This window comes from Legionella sp. D16C41 (assembly GCF_048541585.1).
Taxonomy (GTDB): domain Bacteria; phylum Pseudomonadota; class Gammaproteobacteria; order Legionellales; family Legionellaceae; genus Legionella_C.
On record NZ_CP183303.1, the window covers coordinates 3,139,555 to 3,164,028 of the forward strand.

A 24,474-nucleotide genomic window follows, 5' to 3' on the forward strand; every position below is an offset into this window, starting at 1 on the left:
TTAGTTTATTAATAATTTATTTTTGACTACTTCATTATTTATAAACCATAACAAGCAATAATTTTTATACTCTATTATATTTATTACTCGGCCCGTTGCCTTATACCTTTACAAATTGCTCTACTTATTTTTTATAATAAACTTAATTATTTGATCATTTTACAATTAATTTCCACATTAATATTTTTATAAAAAACGCTCATACTAAAAAGATAGTTTATAAAAAATTTAAGGAAAAAATATGGGCACAATTATCAAATTCATATTAAGCAACTTTACCTTAACCTTTTTTATCTTAAGCATAATTTCTGCCACAATTTCATTACTACTCAAACGAAAGAATATTTCTATAGAAAAAGCCATTGATATCATTTTCTCCCATTTTTTACTTTTTAATATTGGCTTTAGTTTTTTATATAATTTTATTTTTCATGTTTTTTTTGGCGCCATGACGGCAAAATTTATTGGCTGGGAAAATAGCCCTTTCCAAGCTGAATTAGGCTATGCTAGTTTAGGTTTTGCTGTTGTTGGTATTTTAAGTTTTTGGGCTAAGCTTGGATTTCGCGCGGCTACCATCATTGCACCAGCCGTGTTTTTATGGGGAGCGGCAAGCGTACATATTTATGACATGATTACAACTCATAACTTTGCGCCTGGAAATGCGGGAGTAATTTTCTGGTCTGATATTTTTATACCGCTTATCGGCTTTATTCTTTTATATTTAGCATATAAGAAAAAGTAAGTCTCTGAATAAGCGAGTGTGATCTATTCTAATTCAAGAATCATATCTTTATGAGGTATACCAGCATCCAGATATAAATCGCTGCAGACTTTAAAACCTAACTTTTCATAAAATATGAGAGCATGACATTGAGCGCCTAATTTTATTGCGTTAATTTTCTTATCGCGTTTAAGATCAGAAATAATACCTTGCATAAGTTGTTTGCCTAATCCTTGCTCTTGATAATCAGGCAAGATTGCTACTCTTTCAACTTTAGCTATATTATTTAGGTAGCGAATTCTAGCAACGCCTACGGGCAGCTGTTGTAACGTTAAAAGATAATGGTCACTTTCCTCATCTTTCCCATCTAACTCTTCGGCAAGTGGAACTTGTTGGCCTTCAACAAACACCTTTAGGCGAATAGCTAAGCACTGTCGCAACTCATCGGGTGAAGTTATTTTTTTAATAAAAATAGACATTAGATTCCTTCTATAAGAGTGATTCAATAATCACCATAAACTAAATGGAATTTTTTCCTAAAATTCACAGCAACTAGTCACAAGCATACCAAGGTGCAAATAACCTAGTTAACACTCTATAGCTATCTTTTAAACCTTCACTAATTATTTTCTTCTACCTCAAGCTATTGATGCAGGATCTTGGTTACATTAATTAGACTGCGCTTTATAAACTGGCCGGCAATAAGTTTCTTTAACAGTAAATGCTAAAATTAGTGCAATAAGTGAACATAGAGGCAGAATTTGTAATCCAGCTTGAAAATCAGAAAGCAGTAATTTTTCTACATTATAACCTCTTGCGCCTGAGACTAAGTCTACTAACCAGCCGACCAGAGGCTGCATTAACGCACCGACAAAAATAGAAATCATATTAGTAAAAGCAATTGAAGTTCCTACTACTTTGCGATCATGTAATTCAGTCGAGACAGCATAGGCAATACCCACGCCAGTATTAGTTAACCCAAAAGCAAAAAATAAAATATAAGCTATAGGCGTATTAATATGGGGGTAAAAAACAAAAACTGTGGTTAGAATTACACCAAATATAGCTGATATAATCATTAAAGGCTTACGACGCCCTATTCTATCAGATAACCAACCAGAAACAGGCCCGCTAATTCCCCAACCAATAAAAATTAAACCGGTAGCAAATGCTGCAGAGTGAGCAGCTAAACCTCGGCCATATTGAAGATAGGCAGGTCCTATCGCCTCACCTATAACCGCAGTAGGGCCAAACAAGAACCCAGCATAAAGTGCATTTAACCAAGTCTGACGATGAGATAAAATAATGCGTAAACTATCTAAAATACTTAAACGTTGCTCTTGCTTAATTTCACGTCTCTTTGTTCCAGGTTTATCCTGTACGAATTGATATAATAAGCCAGCTAAAGCAATAAATAAAAAGGCAATGATTAGCATACTATGGCGCCAGCCTACATTTGCCACTAAAAAAGAAACTGGTGCTTCACCTGCTGCAGCACCAAGCATACCTAAGGCCTGAGTTAATCCAGCAAGTAAACCTAACATAGCCGGTGGAAACCAAGAAGTTGCAAGACGCAGCGCACTAATAAAAGCAAATGCTGCACTAAAGCCAATTAACATTCTACCAACAGAGGCCATTAACAAACCATCAGCTAGTCCAAATACGCCGCAACCTAGTGCGGTAATAAGTGACATTACCGTTAAAATGCCACGGATACTCAGTCTGTCTACTGTTAACCCTACAGGAATTTGCATAATAATATAGGGAACATAAAAGGAAGCAGTTAAAATACCAAAGCCCGCTTCATTGATACCAAAATCAATTTGTAAACTCCGATGCATTACTCCAGGAGCTACGCGTGCAAGATAATCAGAAAAATAAAAGGCGGCTGCTAAACCCCAAACAATCCAGGCAAAACCTAGTTGACCCACAGGATTGGTTTTTGTAACTTGAGACACTGCTATCCTATTCATAATTTCACTATATTAATAATTTAAGTCATATATTAGAAAGGATCTAATATTTATTCATAAATGTTGTAAGTTAACAATAAATAATTTCACTTAGTTAGTGAAACATGCCTTTTCAGTTATTTAACAAAAATATGTCAATTTCAAATTCTCATATACCCCTTAAAATATCATACTGCTCAAAAAGAAAGCAAAATAATTACTACATTATACTGTTAGCAAGGTAGATTTCAACCTATTCAATTGTACAAGCGTAAAGATTTAATACACGTAATAGTCTTAAAGTGATTATTTATTTAATGAAATAACTTTAGTTTAAGAGTCTTAAGGAAGAATTTAATTAATTTTATTATTCTCATAAAGCCTATTAGGCAAATAGTATTAATTACCGTTTTTAATCGTTAAAATGTCCATTTTTAATGAGATTAGTGTATGAATGATTTAGAAGAGGCTATTAAGAAGGCATTAGCTTTATCTGGCAGTCAACAGGAAGCTAATAAAGCTTACCTTGAATTTATAAAGGCTAATTTTATCATACCTGTAGATAAAACTTCAGCGGCTGATGAACCCAAGGTTCTTTATTTAGAAGAAAATAATCAATATTTTTTGCCGGTTTTTACTACGATGCATTATTTTGATATTTGGGCAAAGGAGATAAGTGAAGAAATTAATATTCTTAAGCTATCTGGAGTTGATTTACTTAAAGGTATTGGCGAGCAAGTTACTGTTTGTTTAAATATTGGAAGTACTATTTATAAAGAATTTAATCCGGCTGAAATTGCAAGAATGCGCAGTATGATTTTAAAAATATTTAAATAAAGTACAGTAGATAGAGAGTACCTAAGCGTTATTTTCGTGCGTTGCACTAAAATATAAAAAGTGAGCTCTTAATTTTAGCAACTTAAGAATTCTCTCTTTTCTACGCAGCTAGAAATCTGTCTCAATATGCGCACTAGGTCTACATAAAAATAGATTCCCGCTAGTGCGAGAAGAATAGATATACCTAAACTACAAACACTACTTTTGAAGTAGTGTTTATAGATCAAGCTTATCATTAAGCTACTAAATCAATAACTTGATAGCCAACTACAGCTGTCGCTGCTAGAGCGCCACTTAATCGTAACAAACTAGCAATAAAACTGTTGTATAGTGGATGGTAAGTTTGATCATTGGCTGCAGTAACATCTATCATTGGTGCTTTTTCAGCGCGACCTTGTTTATCCTGAAGTTTATCTTCACTTATAGTTAAGCTATAGAGTGGCTCCTCACCATAAAAACCATCCCACCAGCCTTCTTGCCATTGTTCATATTCTAAAGTATTTACATTATAGGGATTTTCATCTTCAGAAATTTCAGCTTTAGCGCATTCATAACCAAAAGCATAACACTCTTCTAAGTCAGGATTTTCGATATTAAAGTGTAATCTGATGTAAGGCAACAAAGAATTTAAATTGTCCATGTTCATGTCCTCGCAAGGGTTCAATTCTAATTAACTACTTCTAAATCCTATTTTACGCCTATTACATCTTAAGAAATTACATACCTAATAAATTTACAATTTTTTGACATTTTTTTTAAATTTTGTACAATCAAGGTGCTAAACGTTGATAAGCCCACTGCTCGTTTTCTTTATAATATTGTAGACGATCATGTAGCCTTTTATCGCGTCCCTGCCAAAATTCTATTTCATGAGGAATTAAATAATAACCGCCCCAATTTTGAGGTCGAGTAAGCCGTTGATTTTGTTTGTAAATAAGTTCTTGCTTATTATAATTTTCTTCTAGTATCTGCCTATTTTGGATAGGACAACTTTGAGGTGATGCTACAGCACTCACTTGGCTTTCTAATGGACGGGTAGCAAAGTAAGCATCTGATTGAGCGGCTGAGGTTTTTCTTACTTCCCCGCGTATGCGAACCTGACGAGACATTTGAGGCCAGTAAAAGTTAAGTGCTGCATAAGGTACTCGTTCTAATTGGCTTGCTTTTTTACTTTTATAATTGGTGTAAAAAATAAATGTTTCATGTTCAAGCCCTTTTAATAAAACGACTCGCGAATCTGGATACCCCTGCTCATCTACAGTAGATAAAACCATAGCATTAGGGTCACTTTTTTCAACCGTAAGAATTTCAGCAAACCAACTCTTAAATAAATCGAATGGATTTTGTACGATATTATCATCACTTAAACTTAAATTACCATATTCTCTACGAATATCAGCGATTGTTGGCCAATTAGTCATTGCATTGCACAAATTTAAAGAGATTATTTGCAGTATAAAGCTAAAAGTAAAAAATGACCAAGTAAAATCAAATCAAGTCTCATTTTTGTTAAAAAAATAACAATAAGAGATAAAAATACTCTTTTTTTATTTATTTTGAGCGCAAATGTGCAAAAATTGTCTTGTACCGATACTTAGTATCGATTACACTGTTGCCCATTAACAATTTGTTTCTTTTATGGGCTTTATTAAGTTTATTTACTAGACTTATAGCCAAACACTATTAAGGCTAAGACAAGGTCTTTAGAAAAAAGCTGAAAAGCACCGTATACAGGAAGTTCATAAGAATTTTGTAGCTATTTCTTCATAATGAGAAAAGAAGTTATTAAAAGAACAGCCAATAAGCGACGATTAAGTATAAGAGGTAAGTTGTTATTGATTAGTTTTAAAAGATATATTGGACTTTTTTTAAAATAGTCATAACAAAGTAAAGTCAGTTGAAAACGCAATGAAGGTAAAGCATAGGGATATTTCTTGCACTTTTTAGCTGTAAACGACTATTAATGGCCGTGACAAAAGTAGTCTATTTAATTGAAATAAAATTAGCTAAACAGTTATGTGGCTAATGGAGACTTTAAATTAGGGATTTATACCAATAATAAATAATTTAGGTTATCCAATGTTAGAGCACTATATACAAATACTTGAATCCTTCAAAGAACATCAACTCTCTATTCTTTTGCAATCTATTCGGGAAAAAATCATAGCTTTTCTTGAAAGCGAGCAATTTTCTAAACAAGCACAAGAATTTTTTAATGATGTAAGCGGTTGTAGACTAATGCTAATGTCAACTACACCTACTGTTGAGAGCATTGATAAAGGAATTAAAGCAGCTTATATACTAACACCGAATAATAAACTCTTTTATCTAAATAGAGAGCTAAAAAAACCGCTTAATGAAATTGAAATTTCTTCTGAAAATTATAAATTATTAAATGAGACACTAGCTGTTGAACCTTTAGCTCAAGATCAAACATTTAAAGTAATTACACGGGCCTTATCGGGAGCCCAATTAGATATCATCAGTAAATATGCTGGGCATGAACATATAGCTAAATGTCGTTTATTCTTACAATCAGAAAAACCTAAAATTACAGATTTTGATAAATACACGCATAAAGCTTACATTCTTACAACTGATCATAAACTTTATTATTTTAATCGAGCACTCCCAACTGTAATTACCAATATACCTATTACGAAAGAAGATTATGAAGCCTTAAAAACTTACTTTTCCATAACTTCTTTAGAAAATAACCAAACTTGTAAAGAAGTGATACATGGCTTATCAACATCACAACTATCTACTATTATTAAATACTCTGGTCACCAGCATATAGAAGATGACGCAAAACCACCTTTTAAGGATTTTGCACATCAGCCAAAGCAAGTTGTGCAACTTAAAGAAGTTATCAATGCTCTTTATCATGCAGAATTGGCTTTTCGCGATTTAGAAACTGTTAATCTACGAGATGGAAAAAATCGTTTATCAGATTTAAACACACTTTATAATCACACCATTGAGCATGGCTACAGAGCTAGTTATCTTCTAACTCATCTCGACGTAGATATTCAACAAATATTTAGTGAAGAAATAGCCTTAATCTTAAAACTCCTGTCTAAAGTAGAAAAGTATGCAGAAGATTATGGTGATAAAGCTTCAAAAATTGCAGAAATAGTACAAGATTATCCTATTAGTTATACTGCAGGTAACATCGCCGGCATTGCAACGGATCAAATGCAGCCTCACACAGGCAGTATTGATTACAATTTCTTAGCACAATTTAGTGCGGTTCTTCCTAAATATATTCAACAACTAACAGAATATATTCACAAATATACTAACCAAATTACTGATTTAGAGCCTACTTTAGATAAAACAAAAATTAATGAGCTAGAAGATAATGCTATAAAGCTGTTACAAGCCATTAGTGATGTTCAAAGTAATACTTTTCTCTTTACTTTCAAAGGAATTAGTTACCTTCATATCATTCAACACGTCACTATGCTTGCATTATCGACCCTTGAACAAATGGGCCACATGAGCGATGAAACTCAAGATGTTATTCGCGATAATCTAAGTACGTTAAAGTATGATTTATTAGTGAAACTTTTTGCTATAGTAGATAAAATTGAGGATGAAACACTACTAACGCCAGGTACTCTTTCAACACCACTTATGCAAGCGGTGGTACCTTTTTATCAATTAATTATTAAATACGCTTCTAAGCCTGTTGATTTCTCAGTTAAAGGCAAAGAGTTATTAACTTTAGAAGATCCTAAATTTATTAAACTTCGCATTGAAAAAATTCAACAAAGAACTAATTCTACACAAAAACAGTTATTCAAAACGCAGGAAATTCGAAATGCGTTTCATAACTTTTTTGCCACTTTAGAAAATTATAAAAATTTCAATCGTATTATTGATTTACCTGAAGAAGTCAAAAAAGAATTGTATGTATACTATAGTTACATTCAAGGTTATTTTGAGAAAACTGACGTAGATTTACATAATGAGATACTTCGCGGCTTACAAAATGCTACCGGAAGCCGATATGATCAACTACGCAATGTTTATCTTCAGTTTCGTGGCCATACAACCGATCATTTAAATAAAATTCTTAATTTAAAATCGACTTTAAAGAACTTATTAAATAGCGACATTGCCACTTGTAACTTTCATATTAAATCTAACAAACTCTCAATTGATAGTATTTACGAGCATGCTGACTTAACCCCTTGTCCGATTGAATTAACTGATAATGACCGTAACTTGGCAAAACCTGTTATATTTCTCTCGGAATTAAACAACTCAGAGCCTGATTCGTCTGCAAATAATTCAGCGCCAATAGCACCTGGGACCTCATTAAATAATCTTAATGGACAAGCAGAGCCAAACGGCACTACAAATATTAATCAAACTTCAATAATAAAAACCAAAAAAAATCATCCTGTATTAGAGTTATTAAATTTTAATGAACCAGCAATTCTTAATTTAAATACCAATTTAGAAAATGATTTTGGTATTAAAATTAAAGGCAGCGAAACTATTATCACAAAATATGACACACTTACTGCTGAACAAAGCTTAGATTTGTTGCAATTTTATAAAACTGAGCAGGAAAAAATTTCTGAAGCTCAAGAAAAATTTACCCTATTTTTAAGTTCATTAAATGATGGCCAAAGCTTAGCAGATAAAAGTAATAAAAAAGAGCTTAGTCGCTGGTATACTGCATTTCAACCCTACTTATTAAGGATATTTCTTTCCGATAAATCTGTTAATATCACTTATCTTGACAAGCTAATTAATTTAAATTTAGAGAGTGGTCAATCCGCAAAATCCCTTGTCAAAATTAACAAAAGTCATTTTAATCATCTAGATAATTTATTTACTGAAAAAATGGCTGATGCTAGTGCATTTTGTACGAAAAGGATTGAAATATATCAAGCGCTTGCTAAAGATAAGTTTAAAGCTGAAACCGATAAACAAGTTTTAAAACCTAATTATATTCATGGTAATCGTGCTCACTATCTTATTAAGCATACTAATTATTCAAAAGCCATTGCACAATTTAGGCAAGCGGTTTTTAATTTAACTGAGCTGTTTTCTGAACCACTAGCAAAGGAACTAAAAGGGGCAAAATCTGGCCTTCCTTTTCCGGAATTAGAAACCCAAAATGGTTTATTAACACAAAGTGAACAAGTACTCACTATTAAGCAAATTTACAATAGCCTATATCATTTAGAACAAATTTGTTTACAGCTAGAAGCCTTAGATAATAAAAGTTCGCAAAGCATTTATGTAATGCATCTAATTAAAGCTTACAATAGTATTGATGAAATTTATAAAGCAGCACAATCACTTTACTCCAACCCTTACTTAACCCTACTTGCGCAAGAAATTATTGAAAAAACGTATAAAGTACAGCAAGAATTTCTTATACAAACCGATCCCTATAGTGTTGATCCAGACTCTGTTACGGAAGTTGCCGGGCAAGTTAAACGAAACTCTATCTGGTACACCTTACAAGCCTTTATGCTTATTCCAGTACATATTAAGGCTCTTTCAAATCAAAAAACTATCTCCCAGGAAGAATTAGAAAAGATTCAAGGCCGAACAAAAGAAATTACCCTTAAAATAGAACGTATTATTTCTAAATCAGATTCTTATTTTAAACTGCTTCTTGAAACCCCTACTATGTATGGGCTATTTAAAGAATTAAAGCAAAAGCTAGCTGAATTTACTACTACTACACATCACGCAGTAGTCGATAATATTAGAGAAATAAACACTGTTTATTTTACTAAAATACTTATTGAAACAGATAAATGGGAAGATAAGTTAGGTTTAAAACCTGGTTTATTGTCAGGCCCTATGAAAGAAATATTAGATGAATTTTATAGAGGCCTTACCGAACCCTTAGGTTTTAATTCAGATAATTATTTTGACTTAATAACGGATATTACTCCTTTTGTTAAACGAAAAGAAGCCTGCCAAAAAATAAGTGATGAGGCGCAAAGTAAAATTAATGCAAACGACTTTGCAAATCATTTTATGATTTTACAAAAACTAGCTAAGCTTATAGAGCAATATAGTAATTTTACTACAGGCCCTATTCCGCCTGCTCACCCGCTCTTAATTGAACAGATAGGAAATGAGATTATAGAAAATAGCCTTAAAGTTAAGTCTATTTTGCAAGAACAGCGTCAATCTAATGCATTAAAAGATAATCAACCACTGCTTGAAAAGCTAGATAAATGCACTGACATAATCAATATTATTGAATTGATTAAATTAATTAAGGAGTATCAGACATTATCTAGTGAGAATGATTATGTTAGGCAAGATTTAGCAGCACAACCTGTAAATGGTAATTCTTTGGTGCCTAATTTAAATCAGGAAGAGGCTTTAGCTCATTCACAGCATCTTAAGCAACAGCTAATTAATCATTATCGCATAATAGCTCAAAGTTTAACAAAACAAAAACAACTTACTTATAACTTCTCACCAGGGCTTACTGAATCAGAGATTCTACAACTTAAGCCACATTATCTGTGGAAAACACTGGTTAAACAATTGCCAGCGCTTAAAACCATTTATAGTTATTATGAAGGCATCTACTCAACTTATCGAGTTACCCAAGAAGTAGCTTTTCAGAAAAAAGAGTATTTAAATAAATTAGAAACTGATCAAATTAAAATAAATGAAAAAATTAAACAAGATTATATTCAATCTGAAATTAAGAAACGAATTCAAATAATTATTAATCAACAGACAGACTTGATTAATTTAAATGGTGAATATAATCAAGCTTTAGAAAAAGATTTATTAAATATAACGTTTCAAGAAGAGCTTTTTAAACAAGTTTATAACGAAAGTGATATTAAACTTGCTATTAAAACAAAACTAATGGAACGATCTCAAGCATTTAAACTAAGAAATTTAGATACCTACGCTAAGTTAGATTATGTTTTAACTGCAATTACAGATTTTCAAATTTATTTAAGAAAGGCAAACGATACATACAAACGCGGTCTTTCTGTTTTTGAGGATGAAAAATCCTTAAGAGCTAAAAAAGCCCAAATTAATATCTTGCTTGAACTGGCACAAAAGAAACGGCCTGATGAAAGCGTGGAAGAACGCTTTAACAAAATTAGAAACCATGTTGATACAGGTTCTTTCCGCGCAGCAATGCTAACTTACAGAAAGTTTGATTATATTAGTTTTAATTGGCTTATTAATTGTTTTCTTTCTCTTTTACAAGCGCTCCATCTTTATAAACCTACTTCCTTAAAATGCTTTGAACAAATTAAAGATGCCGTGTCTGATAAGCCTAAAAATATTCCTCGATATGGCTTTTTTATAGAATCAGCACGTGAGCAACAGCGCTATAATTTACCCTTTAAATTTGGGTTTGCAGATAGTATAGATTCAGAGGAAGAATTACCTGAAATCCCTTCACCTCAAACGATTACCGTTTAATATTAAATGGCCTTGTTTAAATATGAATATAATTATTAAAATATGTTTTTTCTTTTTACTACCATTAGGACTAGTTATGACTACTGCCACTTTTTCAATGAATATTATTACTATTGAACAAGAGGCTAACAAAAAAATGTTAACAAGTGTCGCAAAGCCGGTGCAATTTCCACTTACACAAGAGGATTGGCAACTCGTTAATGCAATGAAAGAAAAATTATTTGCACTTGAAGGCGTTGGTTTAGCGGCTCCTCAAATTAACCAATCAAAACAAATTATTGCTATTTACATTCCCCTTAATGCGGCGTTATTGCGTAAAGAGAAAGTCATATCATACCCACTACATGTATTATTTAATCCTAAGTATGAGCCTATTGATGAAAGTGAAAAAACAGTTGACTTTGAATCTTGCTATTCAGTAAGTAGCAAGTCTGGAAAAGTACCACGGTATCGAAAAATTAAATTGACTTACTTTGATGAAGCTGGCATTCAGCATGAAACTATAGAAGAAGGATTTTATGCTCGTGTATTACAGCACGAAATTGATCATCTCAATGGAACATTAATCACTAATAGGTTAACACCAGACTGTATTCAAGGACCTATAGAAGAAATGATGAGCTTACGTCGTAGTGAGTTATCAAAGGAACAACAAAAACTTTTTGATGAATTATTAAGAAAAAAGCAATTAAAAAAAGATTAAACATTACCTACTATTATGAAGAGTAGACTTTCATTTGACGCGTCCTAATGGCGTCAAATGAAGCATCTCTAGTTACGTCATTAAGTAAGTGTATGATTTATTGTTACTCCACCTACCCCGGTATCTGTATAGGTTCCATGCAATAATAAGGTAGCTGCTGCTTGGCCTGAAACTGCTGCAATTGAAGTATACTCTGTATATGCTTCACCATTTTGAACAATTGTTCCAGCATTTTGCCAATTTTGTGGATCGGTAATTTGCACGTTATCGCCAGCACCAGTAACTGTTAAAGTATGATCAACACCAGTTACACTTAAAACGCTTGCGGCACTTACATTTAAAATATTATTAGCTTGGGGCGATAGATCAATTGCATTAATAGGTGCACTACTTACAGCGATATTAGTATTAACTTGATTATTAAGTTGACTAAGATCAATTACACCTGATGCAGTTAGCCCCGCAATACTACTTACTTTTAGCACTCCTGAACTAATATCACTACTTGCAGAAACAGCGACACCGCTTGCTGTTGCAGTAGTTCCTGTACTGGTATCATGACCTGCTGCAATAGCAACACCTGTAGAAACAGCAGTACCGGCAGTTGCGCTAGTGTCAGTACCTGCAGAAACAGTAGTACCACCGGTTGCAACCCCCGTCCTCGGACCACCTGTAGCAGCAGTAGCATCGCCTGTTGTAGTTCCTGTTCCGGTGCCACCTGTAGCAACAGCAGCACCACCTGTTGTAGTATCACTACCTGCAGAAACACCAGTACCACCTGTTGCAACTCCCGTCCTCGGACCACCTGTAGCAGCAGTAGCATCGCCTGTTGTAGTTCCTGTCCCGGTGCCACCTGTAGAAACAGCAGCACCACCTGTTGTAGTATCACCGCCTACAGAAACACCACCTGTTACGGTTAAAGGGTTAATTGTTACAGTTTGCCGCGCTGTCGCTGAAGCAATTGAACTAGCAATAGAAGATTTTGCGGTGATTAGTAGATCAAAATTTTCTACTGTAGCTCTTGGTCCACCAGTTATTAAACTTAAAGAGCTTAATTGCTCAGGACTGACTGTATAAGTGCCATCTGTATTTCTTATTAAAGCCACACCATTAGCTTGTAATGTATCACCCGTTGGGACATTGGCAACAGTAACAGATGATAATGTATCTACTGTATCACCACTGGGTAAAGATGCTCCTATATTAAGAGGAATAGGGGCACTGGTATCTCCACTAACTGGCGACACAGCAACAATAGGAGCTCTGGCTGCAGGATTAATAGTCAACCTATGACTAGCAGTCGCTGTGGCTACCGAGTCAGCGACTCTTGTATTAGCTGATACGGCTAAATCTAACGTAGCGGCACTCGCTAGCTGGCCTGCACCTAATGATAACGTTAAACCTGTTAATTGATCAGGAGTAAGTGTATAGCTACCATCTGCAGCAGCAGGCAATGCCCTACCGGTCGCATCTTTAATAGTGGCGTCTGCCGGAACATTACGTAGTGTAACCGACGTTAGGGTATCTGCCCTATCACCATCAGCTAACCTAGCATTAATATTAAGTGCAACCTCACTACCAGCATCACTACTAAGCAAGGCTGATATGGAAACAACCGGTGCAACCGCTACAGGATTAATAGTTAGCGTGTGACCAGCCGTCGCTGTAGTTACTGAATTAGCGACCTGAGTATTGGCCGATACGGCTAAATTTAATGTGGCGGCAGTCGCTAGTTGGCCTGCAGCACCTAATGATAACGTTAAACCTGTCAATTGATCAGGAGTAAGCTTATAACTACCATCGGCTTCAGCAGTTAACGCTCTACCCGTCGCATCTTTAATAGTGGCATCTGCCGGAACATTTCGTATAGTCACTGACGTTAGGGTATCTACCTTATCACCATCAGCGAGCCTAGCGCTAATGTTAAGTGGAATAGCACTACCCGCATCACCAACAGGCGTGGCTGATATGGAAACCACCGGGGCAAGCGCTACAGGATTAATGGTTAGCGTGTGACCAGCCGTCGCTGTAGTTACTGAATTAGCGACCTGAGTATTGGCCGATACGGCTAAATTTAATGTGGCGGCAGTCGCTAGTTGGCCTGCCGCACCTAGGGATAACGTTAAACCTGTCAATTGATCAGGAGTAAGCTTATAACTACCATCGGCTTCAGCAGTTAACGCTCTACCCGTCGCATCTTTAATAGTGGCATCTGCCGGAACATTTCGTATAGTCACTGATGTTAGGGTATCTACCTTATCGCCATCAGCGAGCCTAGCACTAATGTTAAGGGGAATAGCACTACCAGCATCACCACTGGGCGTGGCTGAGATGGAAACCACCGGTGCAAGCGCTACAGGATTAATAGTTAGCGTACGACCAGTAGTCGCTGTAGCTACTGAGTCAGCGACTCTCGTATTAGCCGATACGGCTAAATCTAACGTAGCGGCACTCGCAAGCTGGCCTGCCGCACCTAATGACAACGTCAAACCTGTCAATTGATCAGGAGTAAGTGTATAGCTACCATCTGCAGCCGCAGTTAACGCTCTACCCGTCGCGTCTTTAATAGTGGCATCTGCCGGAACATTTCGTATAGTCACTGATGTTAGGGTATCTACCTTATCGCCATCAGCGAGCCTAGCACTAATGTTAAGGGGAATAGCACTACCAGCATCACCACTGGGCGTGGCTGAGATGGAAACCACCGGTGCAAGCGCTACAGGATTAATAGTTAGCGTACGACCAGTAGTCGCTGTAGCTACTGAGTCAGCGACTCTCGTATTAGCCGATACGGCTAAATCTAACGTAGCGGCACTCGCAAGCTGGCCTGCCGCACCTAATGACAACGTCAAACCTGTCAATTGATCAGGAGTAAGTGTATAGCTACCATCTGCAGCCGCAGTTAACGCTCTACCCGTCGCGTCTTTAATAGTGGCATCTGCCGGAACATTTCGTATAGTCACTGATGTTAGGGTATCTACCTTATCGCCATCAGCGAGCCTAGCACTAATGTTAAGGGGAATAGCACTACCAGCATCACCACTGGGCGTGGCTGAGATGGAAACCACCGGGGCAAGCGCGACAGGATTAATAGTTAGCGTACGACCAGTCGTCGCGGTAGCTACTGAATCAGCGACCCGAGTATTAGCCGATACGGCTAAATTTAACGTGGCGGCACTCGCAAGCTGGCCTGCTGCACCTAACGACAACGTTAAACCTGTTAATTGATCAGGAGTAAGTGTATAGCTACCATCTGCAGCCGCAGTCAACGCCCTACCCGTCGCATCTTTAATAGTGGCATCCGCAGGAACATTACGTATAGTCACTGATGTTAGGGTATCTACCTTATCACCATCAGCTAACCTAGCGCTAATGTTAAGGGGAATATCACTACCAGCATCACCACTAGGCGTGGCTGAGATGGAAACCACCGGGGCAAGCGCTACAGGATTAATAGTTAGCGTATGATTAGCAGTCGCTGTGGTTACTGAATCAGCGACTCTCGTATTGGCTGACACGGCTAAATTTAATGTAGCGGCACTCGCTAGTTGGCCTGCAGCACCTAATGACAACGTCAAACCTGTCAATTGATCAGGAGTAAGTGTATAACTACCGTCTGCAGCAGCAGTCAACGCTCTACCCGTTGCATCTTTAATAGTGGCATCCGCAGGAACATTTCGTATAGTAACTGACGTTAGTGTATCCACGCTATCACCATCCGGCAACCTAGCGCTAATGTTAAGGGGAATATCACTACCAGCATCACCACTAGGCGCTGCTGATATTGAAACAATAGGTGCCTGGGCAACAGGCTTAACTGCAACATCTATTACTTGATTAAGACTTGTTGCTAAGCCATTAGGTTGCGTTGAAGTAGCAATAACATTAAGTTCTACTGAACCTGAGCTTTGATTCCAACCTGAATTAAACGTTAGGCCATTTAGTTGCTGATTGGTAAGGGACCAGCTGCCATCAGCATTACGTGTTCCTGCTGATAATGATCCACCTGCAGGTACCCCTAAAATTTGATAGGTTAAAATATCACCAGCATACAATGTAGTAGCATGGATATTTAACGAGATAGGAGTATTTTCATCACCACCGGGGCTGGTGACTGTTAATGAAGTAGGCGGTTGTGGAACAGGAGTAACAGCAATATTATAAGTTTGGGTAGCTAGCGCTCCAACCTGTAAAGTGCCAGCTTTTATAGCTTGTAATTGAGCTATATCTGCTATGGCAACTGTAATGGGTAAATTACTTGGTGTTGCATCGTCTAATACTGCGCCACCAGCTAATTTTAGTGTTTCAGGTCCATTTACACCATTAAACCAGGTTAATCCATTGATAACTTGGGTGCTTTCGCCTCCAATAACATATTTAGCGGTTGTATTTGCTCCATTATTTAAAATTAACCAATAATGCTGATCTAGAGCATCAATATCTGTTGCAGATAAGGTTCCAAGCTGAGCACCGGGCGAACTTTCCTTAACTGGTGCTGGCATTGCTGTAAATGAAGCGACAGGCGTTCCTAAGTCTTGTGCCGTAATTTTAAGGTTTTCAAGCCCTTGAACGCTAAGAGGAATAGATGAAAATGTAAAAAGAGCCTTTTGCTCAGCTCCGGAGGCTACCGCAGCTTTAAATGCCGTAATATTACTTTGAAAAGCTGCCGAATTTAGTTGGCCATAACTTACTCTAATCTCTAAAGTACTTATACCTTTGCCATCAATATATATTGAAGAACCGCCATGCGCAATAGCATTAAGATTTGCTTCATAAATCATCAAGTTAGGGCCACCACCGCCGGTAACTAATGATGAACCTACCCCAGCATCCACCGTATTACTATTACTACCAAACTTAATAACACTAGTGCCTGTCGTTAGTGCTTTTATATTGTTAATTCCATTTCCAAGTGTTAAAGCAAAATTTGCTGCACTAAATTGCACTATGCTATTGGCAATATTAACATAACCCAAATTAACAAGGTTATTACCACTACCTGCCACAATGGCATCTGTACCAGAAGTAGATAAAGCATTAATAACGTTATTACCGTTACCGATAACTAATGCTTCATTTTTACCCAAAAGATTTATGGAGTCGTTGCCGTTACCAACAGTTAAGAGATTATTATCGCCTGAAACAGATATAGTATCGGTACCATCACCTACAGTAAGAATATTACTGCTTCCCGCTACAGTAATTTTATCATTCCCACTTCCTACAATAAAAATACCATTACTAGTACTAATTGCTAGGTTTAAATTACTATTACCATAGCTGATCGCTTTAACTTGAGTAGCCATAACATCACCTAAATCATATAGCGGAGCTCTGAACTCTTCCATGATTTAGATCTGCGCATCATTACCCAACCTGAACAATTTAGTAATTTCAAAATACTTTCAAGGCAAGCACTAGGAGCAATAATTAATCAAATTATTAATTAAAGTTTAGTTCTTGTTTAAATTTTAGTCAAATTTAATTAAGGAAATTATTTTTATGCTAAGCTTTTGAATTTTAATGGTTATTTAAATTAAATAGTATCTTTTTTATCTTTCACCTAATGCTTCTTCTTTAGCTTTAAAGATAGGTTTAAGGAGGTAATCTAGAACACTCTTTTTCCCTGTTTTAATAAATATGCTAGCAGTCATACCAGGGATTATAGGTAGTTTATGCTTCGCATTGCCCAAATAGTTTTTATTTGTTTGTACACGAACCATATAGTATGTTATTGCTGTTGCAGAAGATTTCCTAGCTGAACCCTGGTCTGTTTCTGCAATTGTATCAGCACTGATATAAGTAATAATGCCATCTAGGCTACCATAAATAGTATAATCATAAGCAGTTATTTTAACTGAAACCTTTTGCCCAATATGGATAAAAGCGATATCTTTTGGTGTGACACGGGCTTCAATAAGCAACTTATCTGTTAGAGGAACAATTTCCAGAATCTCTGCACCAGGATTTGCAACCCCTCCCTCAGTTTTAATATTAATTTTTTTCACGACGCCATAAACAGGTGACAATAATTGAGTGCGTACCATTTTATCTTTTAAAGAGGCTAGTTCGTCAATTAAGCTCGCTAGTTCAGCCTTACGTTGATTTAAGTCACTCCAAGCTGTATTTTGATATTGATTTTTTTTCTCTATTATTTTTTGTTGTATTTCGGCCATGGTTTCCTGGGTACGGATATACTCTGCTTTGGATACGTAGCCCTTGTCAGTTAGCTGCTCATACATTTTAGTATGTTCTTTAGCGAGCTCTAAATAATGTTGTAAATTTGCTAACTCAGAATTAAGTGAACTAAGGGCTGTATTAAATAAGCGTGTTTCTCGCTCTACAGTTTCAGGCGCTTTCTGTTTTAATTCAGCAGAAAAATTAATACTAGTTTGGCCATAGGCTTGCGCAGTTAACCTTGCAACTGTTGCTGATAGCGCTAAATATTTATCATAACCATTTCTATAGTCTGCTTTATAGCGTGTATCATCAATCACTACTAAAACTTGATTAGGCTTTACTATTTCGCCTTCTTGAACCAAGATTTTATTAATAATACCACCATCTAAGCTTTGGATAATTTTCACTTCTGAAGAAGGAATAACTTTGCCTTCACCTATGACAACGTCGTCTATCATGCCGAAGTAAGACCACACTATTCCACAAATAATAAGTAATAAAACAATAAAAAGAATACCATTTGCCGCTAGCGTGGTTTTAGATAATAAAGCCGATTTAGAATCAGAAATAAATTCCTCATCTTCAGGTAAGTGTTTTTTAATTTGTTTATCCTTCTTCAAAGCCATAGTTATTGACCTGTCTGATTTGAAGATGAAGTTTGTTGTGCTTGTTGTTTTTCCAATGTTTGTGCTTTCTGTAGAACATCAATAACTTCGTTTTTTGGGCCATCTAAAATAATATGCCCATTATCCATTAAAATAAGTCTATCAACTAAAGGAAATAGTGAAACTCTATGAGTTACTACAATAATTGTTTTCTTTTCTTTAAGCGAAAGTAAGCGCTGAATTGTTTCTTGCTCTGTAGACATATCCATAGCGCTAGTTGGCTCATCAAATAACCAAATTGGTGGATCTGATAATAAACCTCGCGCTAAAGCAATAGATTGTCGCTGTCCGCCTGATAAGCCTTCACCTCGTTCACCAATCATCATATCAAACCCTTCAGGATGATGATTAACGAATTTATCAACACCACCTAAGTGGCCAGCTTGCAAAATTGCTGCGTCATCAGCCCAAGGCATACCCATGGCAATATTATCTCTAACTGTTCCATAAAACAACATGCTATCTTGTGGTACAAAACCCATATTTTTTCTTAAATCAACTGGGTCAATCTGTTCTATATTAATTCCATCTATGTAAATATTACCTTCTTTTGGCTGATATAAGCCTAAAATTAAGCGTTGAATAGTACTTTTCCCAGAGCCAATGCGGCCAATAACTGCTATTCGCTCACCAGCTTTAATTTTAAAAGAAACTTTATCAAGCGCTAAAAGCTGTTGCCCCGGATATTGAAAACTTACCTTATCAAACTCGATATTACCTTCTATTTTGGGACGGTGTATGAAACGTTTATTTTCTGGCCGTTCAACAGGTAAAGCCATTAACTGGTTAAGGTTTTCTAGGGAAAGCTTAGCTTGTTGTAGACGAGTTAAAATATTCGCTAAGGAAGAAAGTGGCGCTAAAATTCTACCTGCTAAGATATTTGTGGCTATTAATCCACCTAATGACAAATCTCCACTCTCAACTAGGTAAACCCCTAAGGCAATCATACCAATTGTAATAAACTGTTGGCCGTAATTTGTAATACTAATAATTAGATTGGAAAAATAACGCATTTTTAGTGAATCTCTTGCGGTAGTTCCAACATATTGCTCCCATTTCCGTTGTAGCTGCCCCTCAGCATTTAAAGCCTTGATGGTTTCTAAGGCCGTAACTGCTTCAACTAATACGGCATGCTTTTGCATTGATCCCTGCAACGCTTTTATTACAGCTTCACGCATTGGTTTTTCAAGAATATAGGCAGAAAGTAATAGAAGAGGAACTATAATGAGCGGTATCATTACAAGCCAAGAGCCTATATAGGCAATAATTACAAAAAATAACAGAACGAATGGTAAATCGATAATAGTTGTTAGCGTTGCAGAAGTAAAAAAATCACGTAACACTTCAAATTCGCGTAAATTATTAACAAAAGCGCCTACAGAATTTGGCTTATTCATCAGCTGAATACTTAATGCTTGCTGAAATAAGGCACTAGCCATAACGACATCGGCTTTTTTACCACATATATCAATTAAATATCCACGTAATAGTCTTAAAATAAAATCAAAAAGGTTAATAATTAAAACCCCAATAACTAGCACCCATAAAGTTACATTCGCACTATTGGGAATTACGCGGTTATACACATTCATTACAAATAAAGGCATAACAAGATTAAAAATATTAATTAAAAGGGCAGCTACAATAACTTGAAAATAAATGTAACGATATCGATATAATGTATTCCAAAACCAAGAAAGTTTTCCTACTTTTTCTATAGGACCTGATTCAGCTCGAGTTTCATATTGAAAAATTGGTGCGACAAATATAGCCTGTCCAGTATAAATATCTTCTAAATCAGCCATAGTCTTATGCTTAATAATGCCCTGATTGTCTGGCAAAATGATTTCAACTTCTCCTAAATCACCTATTTTATTTAAAATACAAGCCTGATTGTTCTTTAACAATAAAATAACGGGTAAAATTAGTTTTGGAATACGATGTAGAGCACGTTTTACAACCCGCGCATTAAAGCCGGCTCTTTCTGCCGCACGTATGAATAATGCTGGTGTAAGTTTATGATTTTCTAATGGTAAGCCAGCACGCAGTGCATCAGCAGAAAAAGGCCGATGATTAAGCATCGTTAAAATGACTAAGCAATCCAATAATGGGTCAGCGAAGGTTTCATTTTTATCATCAGACTCATACATGCTTACGCTTTGTGAAAGAGAAGTTATATGTCTTAGTTTAGCAGTAGAATAAGCTTCTTTCGAAACTGTTAGTAACGCGCAAAGTCAAACAAACAAAGTGCCGTGCTCAGATGAAATACCTAAACGGTTTGCAGCACCGCTTTTGTTTAAGAGAAGTCATTAATGATAATTTCAAAAAACCTAATAAACGCATAGCATGCCCTAAGTTTAGAGCATGCTATTAGCTGAATATAGTAATATATCTTAAAGTATTACTAATTTAAAATTTCTATGTTACCTAGATGCAATTATTGCCAACCTGTCACTTGACCGATAGCATCACCTAAATCTGCAGGCGATCTTACCGTAGTCACGCCGGCTGCTTCAAGAGCTGCAAATTTTTCAGCAGCAGTACCTTTACCACCTGAAATAATTGCGCCTGCGTGGCCCATACGCTTTCCAGGAGGTGCTGTAACTCCAGCAATATAAGAAACAACGGGCTTTGTCACATTTGATTTAATAAATTCTGCCGCTTCTTCTTCAGCAGAGCCGCCAATTTCACCGACCATAATAATCGCTTCGGTTTGAGGGTCTTGCTCAAATAGGGCCAGTGCATCAATAAAACTTGTACCTGGAATAGGGTCACCACCAATACCAATACAAGTACTTTGACCAAAACCTTTATCAGTAGTTTGCTTAACAGCTTCGTAAGTTAAGGTTCCAGAACGAGAAACAATACCAACTTTACCAGGTAGATGAATGGAGCCTGGCATAATTCCTATTTTGCATTCACCTGGCGTAATAATACCTGGGCAATTAGGGCCTATTAATCGAGAATTACTATTATTTTCTAGATAAACTTTAACTTGTAACATATCGAGGACAGGAACACCTTCTGTAATACAGACAATTAATTTAATACCAGCATCGGCCGCTTCTAAAATAGAGTCTTTACAGAAAGCAGCTGGTACATAAATTACTGACGCTTCAGCGCCTGTTGCTTCCACAGCTTCACGAACTGTATTAAAAACGGGTAAACCGAGATGTTGCTGGCCACCTTTGCCAGGAGTGACACCACCTACCATTTTTGTTCCATATTCAATGGCTTGTTCAGAATGAAAAGTTCCCTGCTTACCTGTAAAACCCTGACAAATTACTTTTGTATCTTTATTTACTAATACACTCATTGCTTGCCTCAAAATTATTTAATAGGTTTTGTAAACCTTGTTGAAAAACAACTGCTTAATTATTGCTTAGCAACTGCCGCTACAATTTTTTTCGCTGCGTCAGTTAAACTATTAGCAGCAATGACGTTTAAGTCGCTATTATTTAAAATTTCTGCACCCAATGTTGCATTATTTCCCTCAAGGCGAACAACCACTGGAATTTTTACATCTACTTCTTTAACTGCAGCCAGTATGCCATCTGCAATTAAATCACAGCGGACAATACCACCAAAAATATTAACGAGTATTCCTTTAACATTTTCATCAGATAAAATAATTTTAAAGGCCTCAGTCACTCGTTCTTTAGTAGCACCACCACCAACATCTAAGAAGTTAGCCGGCTCGCCACCGTGTAACTTAATAACGTCCATAGTTGCCATAGCTAGCCCGGCACCATTTACCATACAACCAATTTCACCATCTAATGGAATATAATTTAGTTCCCAATCAGTTGCCCTATTTTCACGCTCATCTTCTTGTGAGGCATCACGCATACTTTTTAATTTAGGCTGTCTATATAAAGCATTACTATCGACATTTATTTTACCATCTAAACAGATTAATTGACCTGTTTTAGTTACTACAAGTGGGTTGATTTCAAGTAAGCTTAAATCACATTCAACAAACATTTTACCTAATCCTACCATTAGATGTGTAAATTGTTTGATTTGATCATTATCTAGTCCCAATTTAAAACCTAAATCACGACACTGGTAAGGCATTACACCAACAAGTGGGTCAACGATAACTTTAAAAATTTTCTCTGGGGTCTCGTGAGCAACTTTTTCAATTTCTACTCCACCTTCAGTAGACGCCATAATAACAACTCGCTGGCTAGATCTATCAACAACAGCACCTAAGTATAACTCGCGGCCTATATCACATGTTTCCTCAATTAAAACAGCATTAACAGGTTGGCCTTTAGCATCAGTTTGATAAGTTACTAAGCGAGTTCCTAATATGGATTTAACATATGCTGCCAATTCATCTTTAGTATTAACTAACTTAACGCCTCCAGCTTTACCACGTCCACCAGCATGAACCTGGGCCTTAGCTACCCATTTTGAAGTAGAAAGTAAGGATGCAGCTTGAATTGCATCTTCAACATTATAAGCAACCTGCCCTTTAGGTGTAGGTAAGCCATAACTGGCAAATAATTGCTTAGCTTGATATTCATGTAAATTCATTGATTACTATCCTGCTGTTTTATCATCTTTAAATTAAAAGTGGCAGAATTTTATCATGGATTTATATATACGGACATAGGGCTATAAGTTGTTAGAGCGAGCATATATCCTATATGAAGTAGGTTTATGGCTATAACATAGCCATAAACCTACCTAATCTAGGGCGTATTAAACATTTAATAGTAAGCGAGCGGGGTCTTCTAACAACTCTTTGACATTAACAAGAAACTGAACAGACTCTTTACCATCAATTAAGCGATGATCGTAGGATAGGGCAATATACATCATTGGGCGGATAACAATCTCACCTTTTTCTACAATAGGCCTATCTTCAATTTTATGCATGCCTAAAATACCCGTTTGTGGTGGATTAATTATAGGAGTTGCTAGTAGTGAGCCGAACACACCACCGTTAGTAATGGTAAACGTGCCACCCTGCATTTCCTCCATAGCTAATTTACCCTGACGAGCACGATTTGCGGTATCCATGATTTCTTTTTCAATTTCTGCCATAGATAATTGATCGGCATTTCTAATCACAGGGACCACTAAACCACGCTCTGTTGAAACAGCAACACCAATATCATAATAGCCGTGATAAACTATATCATGGCCATCAATAGAGGCATTAACAGCTGGAAAACGCTTCAAAGCTTCGACCACTGCTTTCGTAAAGAAAGACATAAAGCCTAAACGCACGCCATGCTTTTTCTCAAAAGAATCTTTATATTGAGCACGTAAATCCATAACAGCTTTAAGATTAACCTCGTTGAATGTAGTTAACATAGCTGCGTTATGTTGCGCTTGGACCAAACGCTCTGCAATTTTGGCACGTAATCTTGTCATAGGAACACGACGTTCTTCACGAACTCCCGGAGCCGATACTTGTTCACTAGCGGTCGATTTGGCAGCTGGTTGTGATTTTGCCACCTCTACTTCAGATTTATTTTTTTCTCGATTTGCAGCAATAAATGCTTCAACATCTTCTTTTGTCAATCGGCCATCTTTTCCTGAACTAGGTACTTGTGAGGCCTGTAAATCATTCTCTGTTAATAGCCGACGTACAGCAGGACCTGCAACTTTGTCATCATCGCTATCTTCAGGTGCTACTTTATCTTCAACCTTCTTTGTAGTACTTGCTGGCGAAGCTTCCGCTTGCTTAACGCTTCCACCCTCTTCAATTCGAGCTAATAACTCACCTGAAGTAACTGTATCTCCTTCTTTAAATAAGATTTCTTTAATTACTCCATCTGCTGGTGCAGGCACTTCTAAGACAACCTTATCAGTCTCTAAATCAAGAAGATTTTCATCTCGGTTTACTTTGTCACCAACTTTTTTATGCCAAGTAGCGATGGTCGCATCTGCAACTGACTCAGGTAAATTAGGTACTTTAACTTCAATAGACATGGTTAGACCTTCTTAATATTATAA

The 24,474-nt window shown here is 36.4% G+C and carries 14 protein-coding genes; 4 read left to right on the forward strand and 10 right to left on the reverse strand.

What is annotated here, in order from left to right; all coding sequences use genetic code 11:
* The first annotated feature begins 241 nt into the window (after positions 1–241).
* Positions 242–742: a DUF6790 family protein gene (locus ACNVED_RS13640; protein ID WP_419419532.1), complete on the forward strand. Its 501-nt coding sequence runs from the start codon at positions 242–244 to the stop codon at positions 740–742.
* A 23-nt stretch (positions 743–765) separates the two neighbouring features.
* Here the strand turns inward: ACNVED_RS13640 and ACNVED_RS13645 are convergent, their stop codons facing one another.
* The gene (locus ACNVED_RS13645) at positions 766–1,200 is read right to left on the reverse strand and encodes a GNAT family N-acetyltransferase (protein ID WP_419419533.1); all 435 of its coding nucleotides are present in this window, start codon (positions 1,198–1,200) and stop codon (positions 766–768) included.
* A 189-nt stretch (positions 1,201–1,389) separates the two neighbouring features.
* Complete coding sequence (locus ACNVED_RS13650; protein ID WP_419419534.1) at positions 1,390–2,694, reverse strand: MFS transporter; 1,305 nt, start codon at positions 2,692–2,694, stop codon at positions 1,390–1,392.
* Between the two features lie 429 nt (positions 2,695–3,123).
* Between ACNVED_RS13650 and ACNVED_RS13655 the strand changes: the two genes are divergently transcribed.
* Positions 3,124–3,510 (forward strand): SseB family protein, encoded by a 387-nt coding sequence (locus ACNVED_RS13655; protein WP_419419535.1) that lies wholly within the window; start codon positions 3,124–3,126, stop codon positions 3,508–3,510.
* Positions 3,511–3,745: 235 nt separating this feature from the next.
* Here ACNVED_RS13655 and ACNVED_RS13660 read toward each other — a convergent pair whose 3' ends face one another.
* Positions 3,746–4,150, reverse strand: a complete 405-nt coding sequence (locus ACNVED_RS13660; RefSeq protein WP_419419536.1) for a transmission trait enhancer LetE — start codon at positions 4,148–4,150, stop codon at positions 3,746–3,748.
* 130 nt (positions 4,151–4,280) lie between these two features.
* Positions 4,281–4,931 (reverse strand): pyridoxamine 5'-phosphate oxidase, encoded by a 651-nt coding sequence (gene pdxH, locus ACNVED_RS13665; RefSeq protein ID WP_419419537.1) that lies wholly within the window; start codon positions 4,929–4,931, stop codon positions 4,281–4,283.
* Between the two features lie 658 nt (positions 4,932–5,589).
* On the opposite strand from pdxH, the gene ACNVED_RS13670 reads away from it, so the two are divergent.
* Together ACNVED_RS13670 and ACNVED_RS13675 are read left to right on the forward strand one after the other, a co-directional pair.
* Positions 5,590–10,953 carry a hypothetical protein gene (locus ACNVED_RS13670; RefSeq protein ID WP_419419538.1) on the forward strand — a complete coding sequence of 1,788 codons (5,364 nt, stop codon included), beginning with the start codon at positions 5,590–5,592 and terminating at the stop codon, positions 10,951–10,953.
* Positions 10,954–11,029: 76 nt separating this feature from the next.
* The gene (locus ACNVED_RS13675; protein WP_419419539.1) at positions 11,030–11,656 is read left to right on the forward strand and encodes a peptide deformylase; all 627 of its coding nucleotides are present in this window, start codon (positions 11,030–11,032) and stop codon (positions 11,654–11,656) included.
* Positions 11,657–11,736: 80 nt separating this feature from the next.
* On the opposite strand, the gene ACNVED_RS13680 is transcribed toward ACNVED_RS13675, so the two are convergent.
* The 6 genes from ACNVED_RS13680 to odhB form a co-directional block, all read right to left on the reverse strand.
* Complete coding sequence (locus ACNVED_RS13680; RefSeq protein ID WP_419419540.1) at positions 11,737–16,962, reverse strand: hypothetical protein; 5,226 nt, start codon at positions 16,960–16,962, stop codon at positions 11,737–11,739.
* Positions 16,963–17,208: 246 nt separating this feature from the next.
* A complete protein-coding gene (locus ACNVED_RS13685; protein ID WP_419419541.1) occupies positions 17,209–18,462 on the reverse strand; it encodes an HlyD family type I secretion periplasmic adaptor subunit in 1,254 nt (417 codons plus the stop codon).
* 2 nt (positions 18,463–18,464) lie between these two features.
* Positions 18,465–20,651, reverse strand: coding sequence for a type I secretion system permease/ATPase (locus ACNVED_RS13690; RefSeq protein WP_419419542.1), 2,187 nt, complete (start codon positions 20,649–20,651; stop codon positions 18,465–18,467).
* 287 nt (positions 20,652–20,938) lie between these two features.
* Entirely contained in the window at positions 20,939–21,817 is an 879-nt protein-coding gene (gene sucD, locus ACNVED_RS13695) for a succinate--CoA ligase subunit alpha (RefSeq protein ID WP_419419543.1), read from the reverse strand.
* 59 nt (positions 21,818–21,876) lie between these two features.
* A complete protein-coding gene (sucC, locus tag ACNVED_RS13700) occupies positions 21,877–23,043 on the reverse strand; it encodes an ADP-forming succinate--CoA ligase subunit beta (protein WP_419419544.1) in 1,167 nt (388 codons plus the stop codon).
* A 168-nt stretch (positions 23,044–23,211) separates the two neighbouring features.
* The gene (odhB, locus tag ACNVED_RS13705) at positions 23,212–24,450 is read right to left on the reverse strand and encodes a 2-oxoglutarate dehydrogenase complex dihydrolipoyllysine-residue succinyltransferase (RefSeq protein ID WP_419419545.1); all 1,239 of its coding nucleotides are present in this window, start codon (positions 24,448–24,450) and stop codon (positions 23,212–23,214) included.
* Positions 24,451–24,474: the final 24 nt, after the last annotated feature.

Bases quoted from the DNA above. Each gene is read 5' to 3' on its own strand.
- ACNVED_RS13640 (WP_419419532.1), top strand. From the start codon at position 242: ATGGGCACAATTATCAAATTCATATTAAGCAACTTTACCTTAACCTTT.
- ACNVED_RS13645 (WP_419419533.1), bottom strand. From the start codon at position 1,200: ATGTCTATTTTTATTAAAAAAATAACTTCACCCGATGAGTTGCGACAG.
- ACNVED_RS13650 (WP_419419534.1), bottom strand. From the start codon at position 2,694: ATGAATAGGATAGCAGTGTCTCAAGTTACAAAAACCAATCCTGTGGGT.
- ACNVED_RS13655 (WP_419419535.1), top strand. From the start codon at position 3,124: ATGAATGATTTAGAAGAGGCTATTAAGAAGGCATTAGCTTTATCTGGC.
- ACNVED_RS13660 (WP_419419536.1), bottom strand. From the start codon at position 4,150: ATGGACAATTTAAATTCTTTGTTGCCTTACATCAGATTACACTTTAAT.
- pdxH (WP_419419537.1), bottom strand. From the start codon at position 4,931: ATGACTAATTGGCCAACAATCGCTGATATTCGTAGAGAATATGGTAAT.
- ACNVED_RS13670 (WP_419419538.1), top strand. From the start codon at position 5,590: ATGTTAGAGCACTATATACAAATACTTGAATCCTTCAAAGAACATCAA.
- ACNVED_RS13675 (WP_419419539.1), top strand. From the start codon at position 11,030: ATGACTACTGCCACTTTTTCAATGAATATTATTACTATTGAACAAGAG.
- ACNVED_RS13680 (WP_419419540.1), bottom strand. From the start codon at position 16,962: ATGGCTACTCAAGTTAAAGCGATCAGCTATGGTAATAGTAATTTAAAC.
- ACNVED_RS13685 (WP_419419541.1), bottom strand. From the start codon at position 18,462: ATGGCTTTGAAGAAGGATAAACAAATTAAAAAACACTTACCTGAAGAT.
- ACNVED_RS13690 (WP_419419542.1), bottom strand. From the start codon at position 20,651: ATGTATGAGTCTGATGATAAAAATGAAACCTTCGCTGACCCATTATTG.
- sucD (WP_419419543.1), bottom strand. From the start codon at position 21,817: ATGAGTGTATTAGTAAATAAAGATACAAAAGTAATTTGTCAGGGTTTT.
- sucC (WP_419419544.1), bottom strand. From the start codon at position 23,043: ATGAATTTACATGAATATCAAGCTAAGCAATTATTTGCCAGTTATGGC.
- odhB (WP_419419545.1), bottom strand. From the start codon at position 24,450: ATGTCTATTGAAGTTAAAGTACCTAATTTACCTGAGTCAGTTGCAGAT.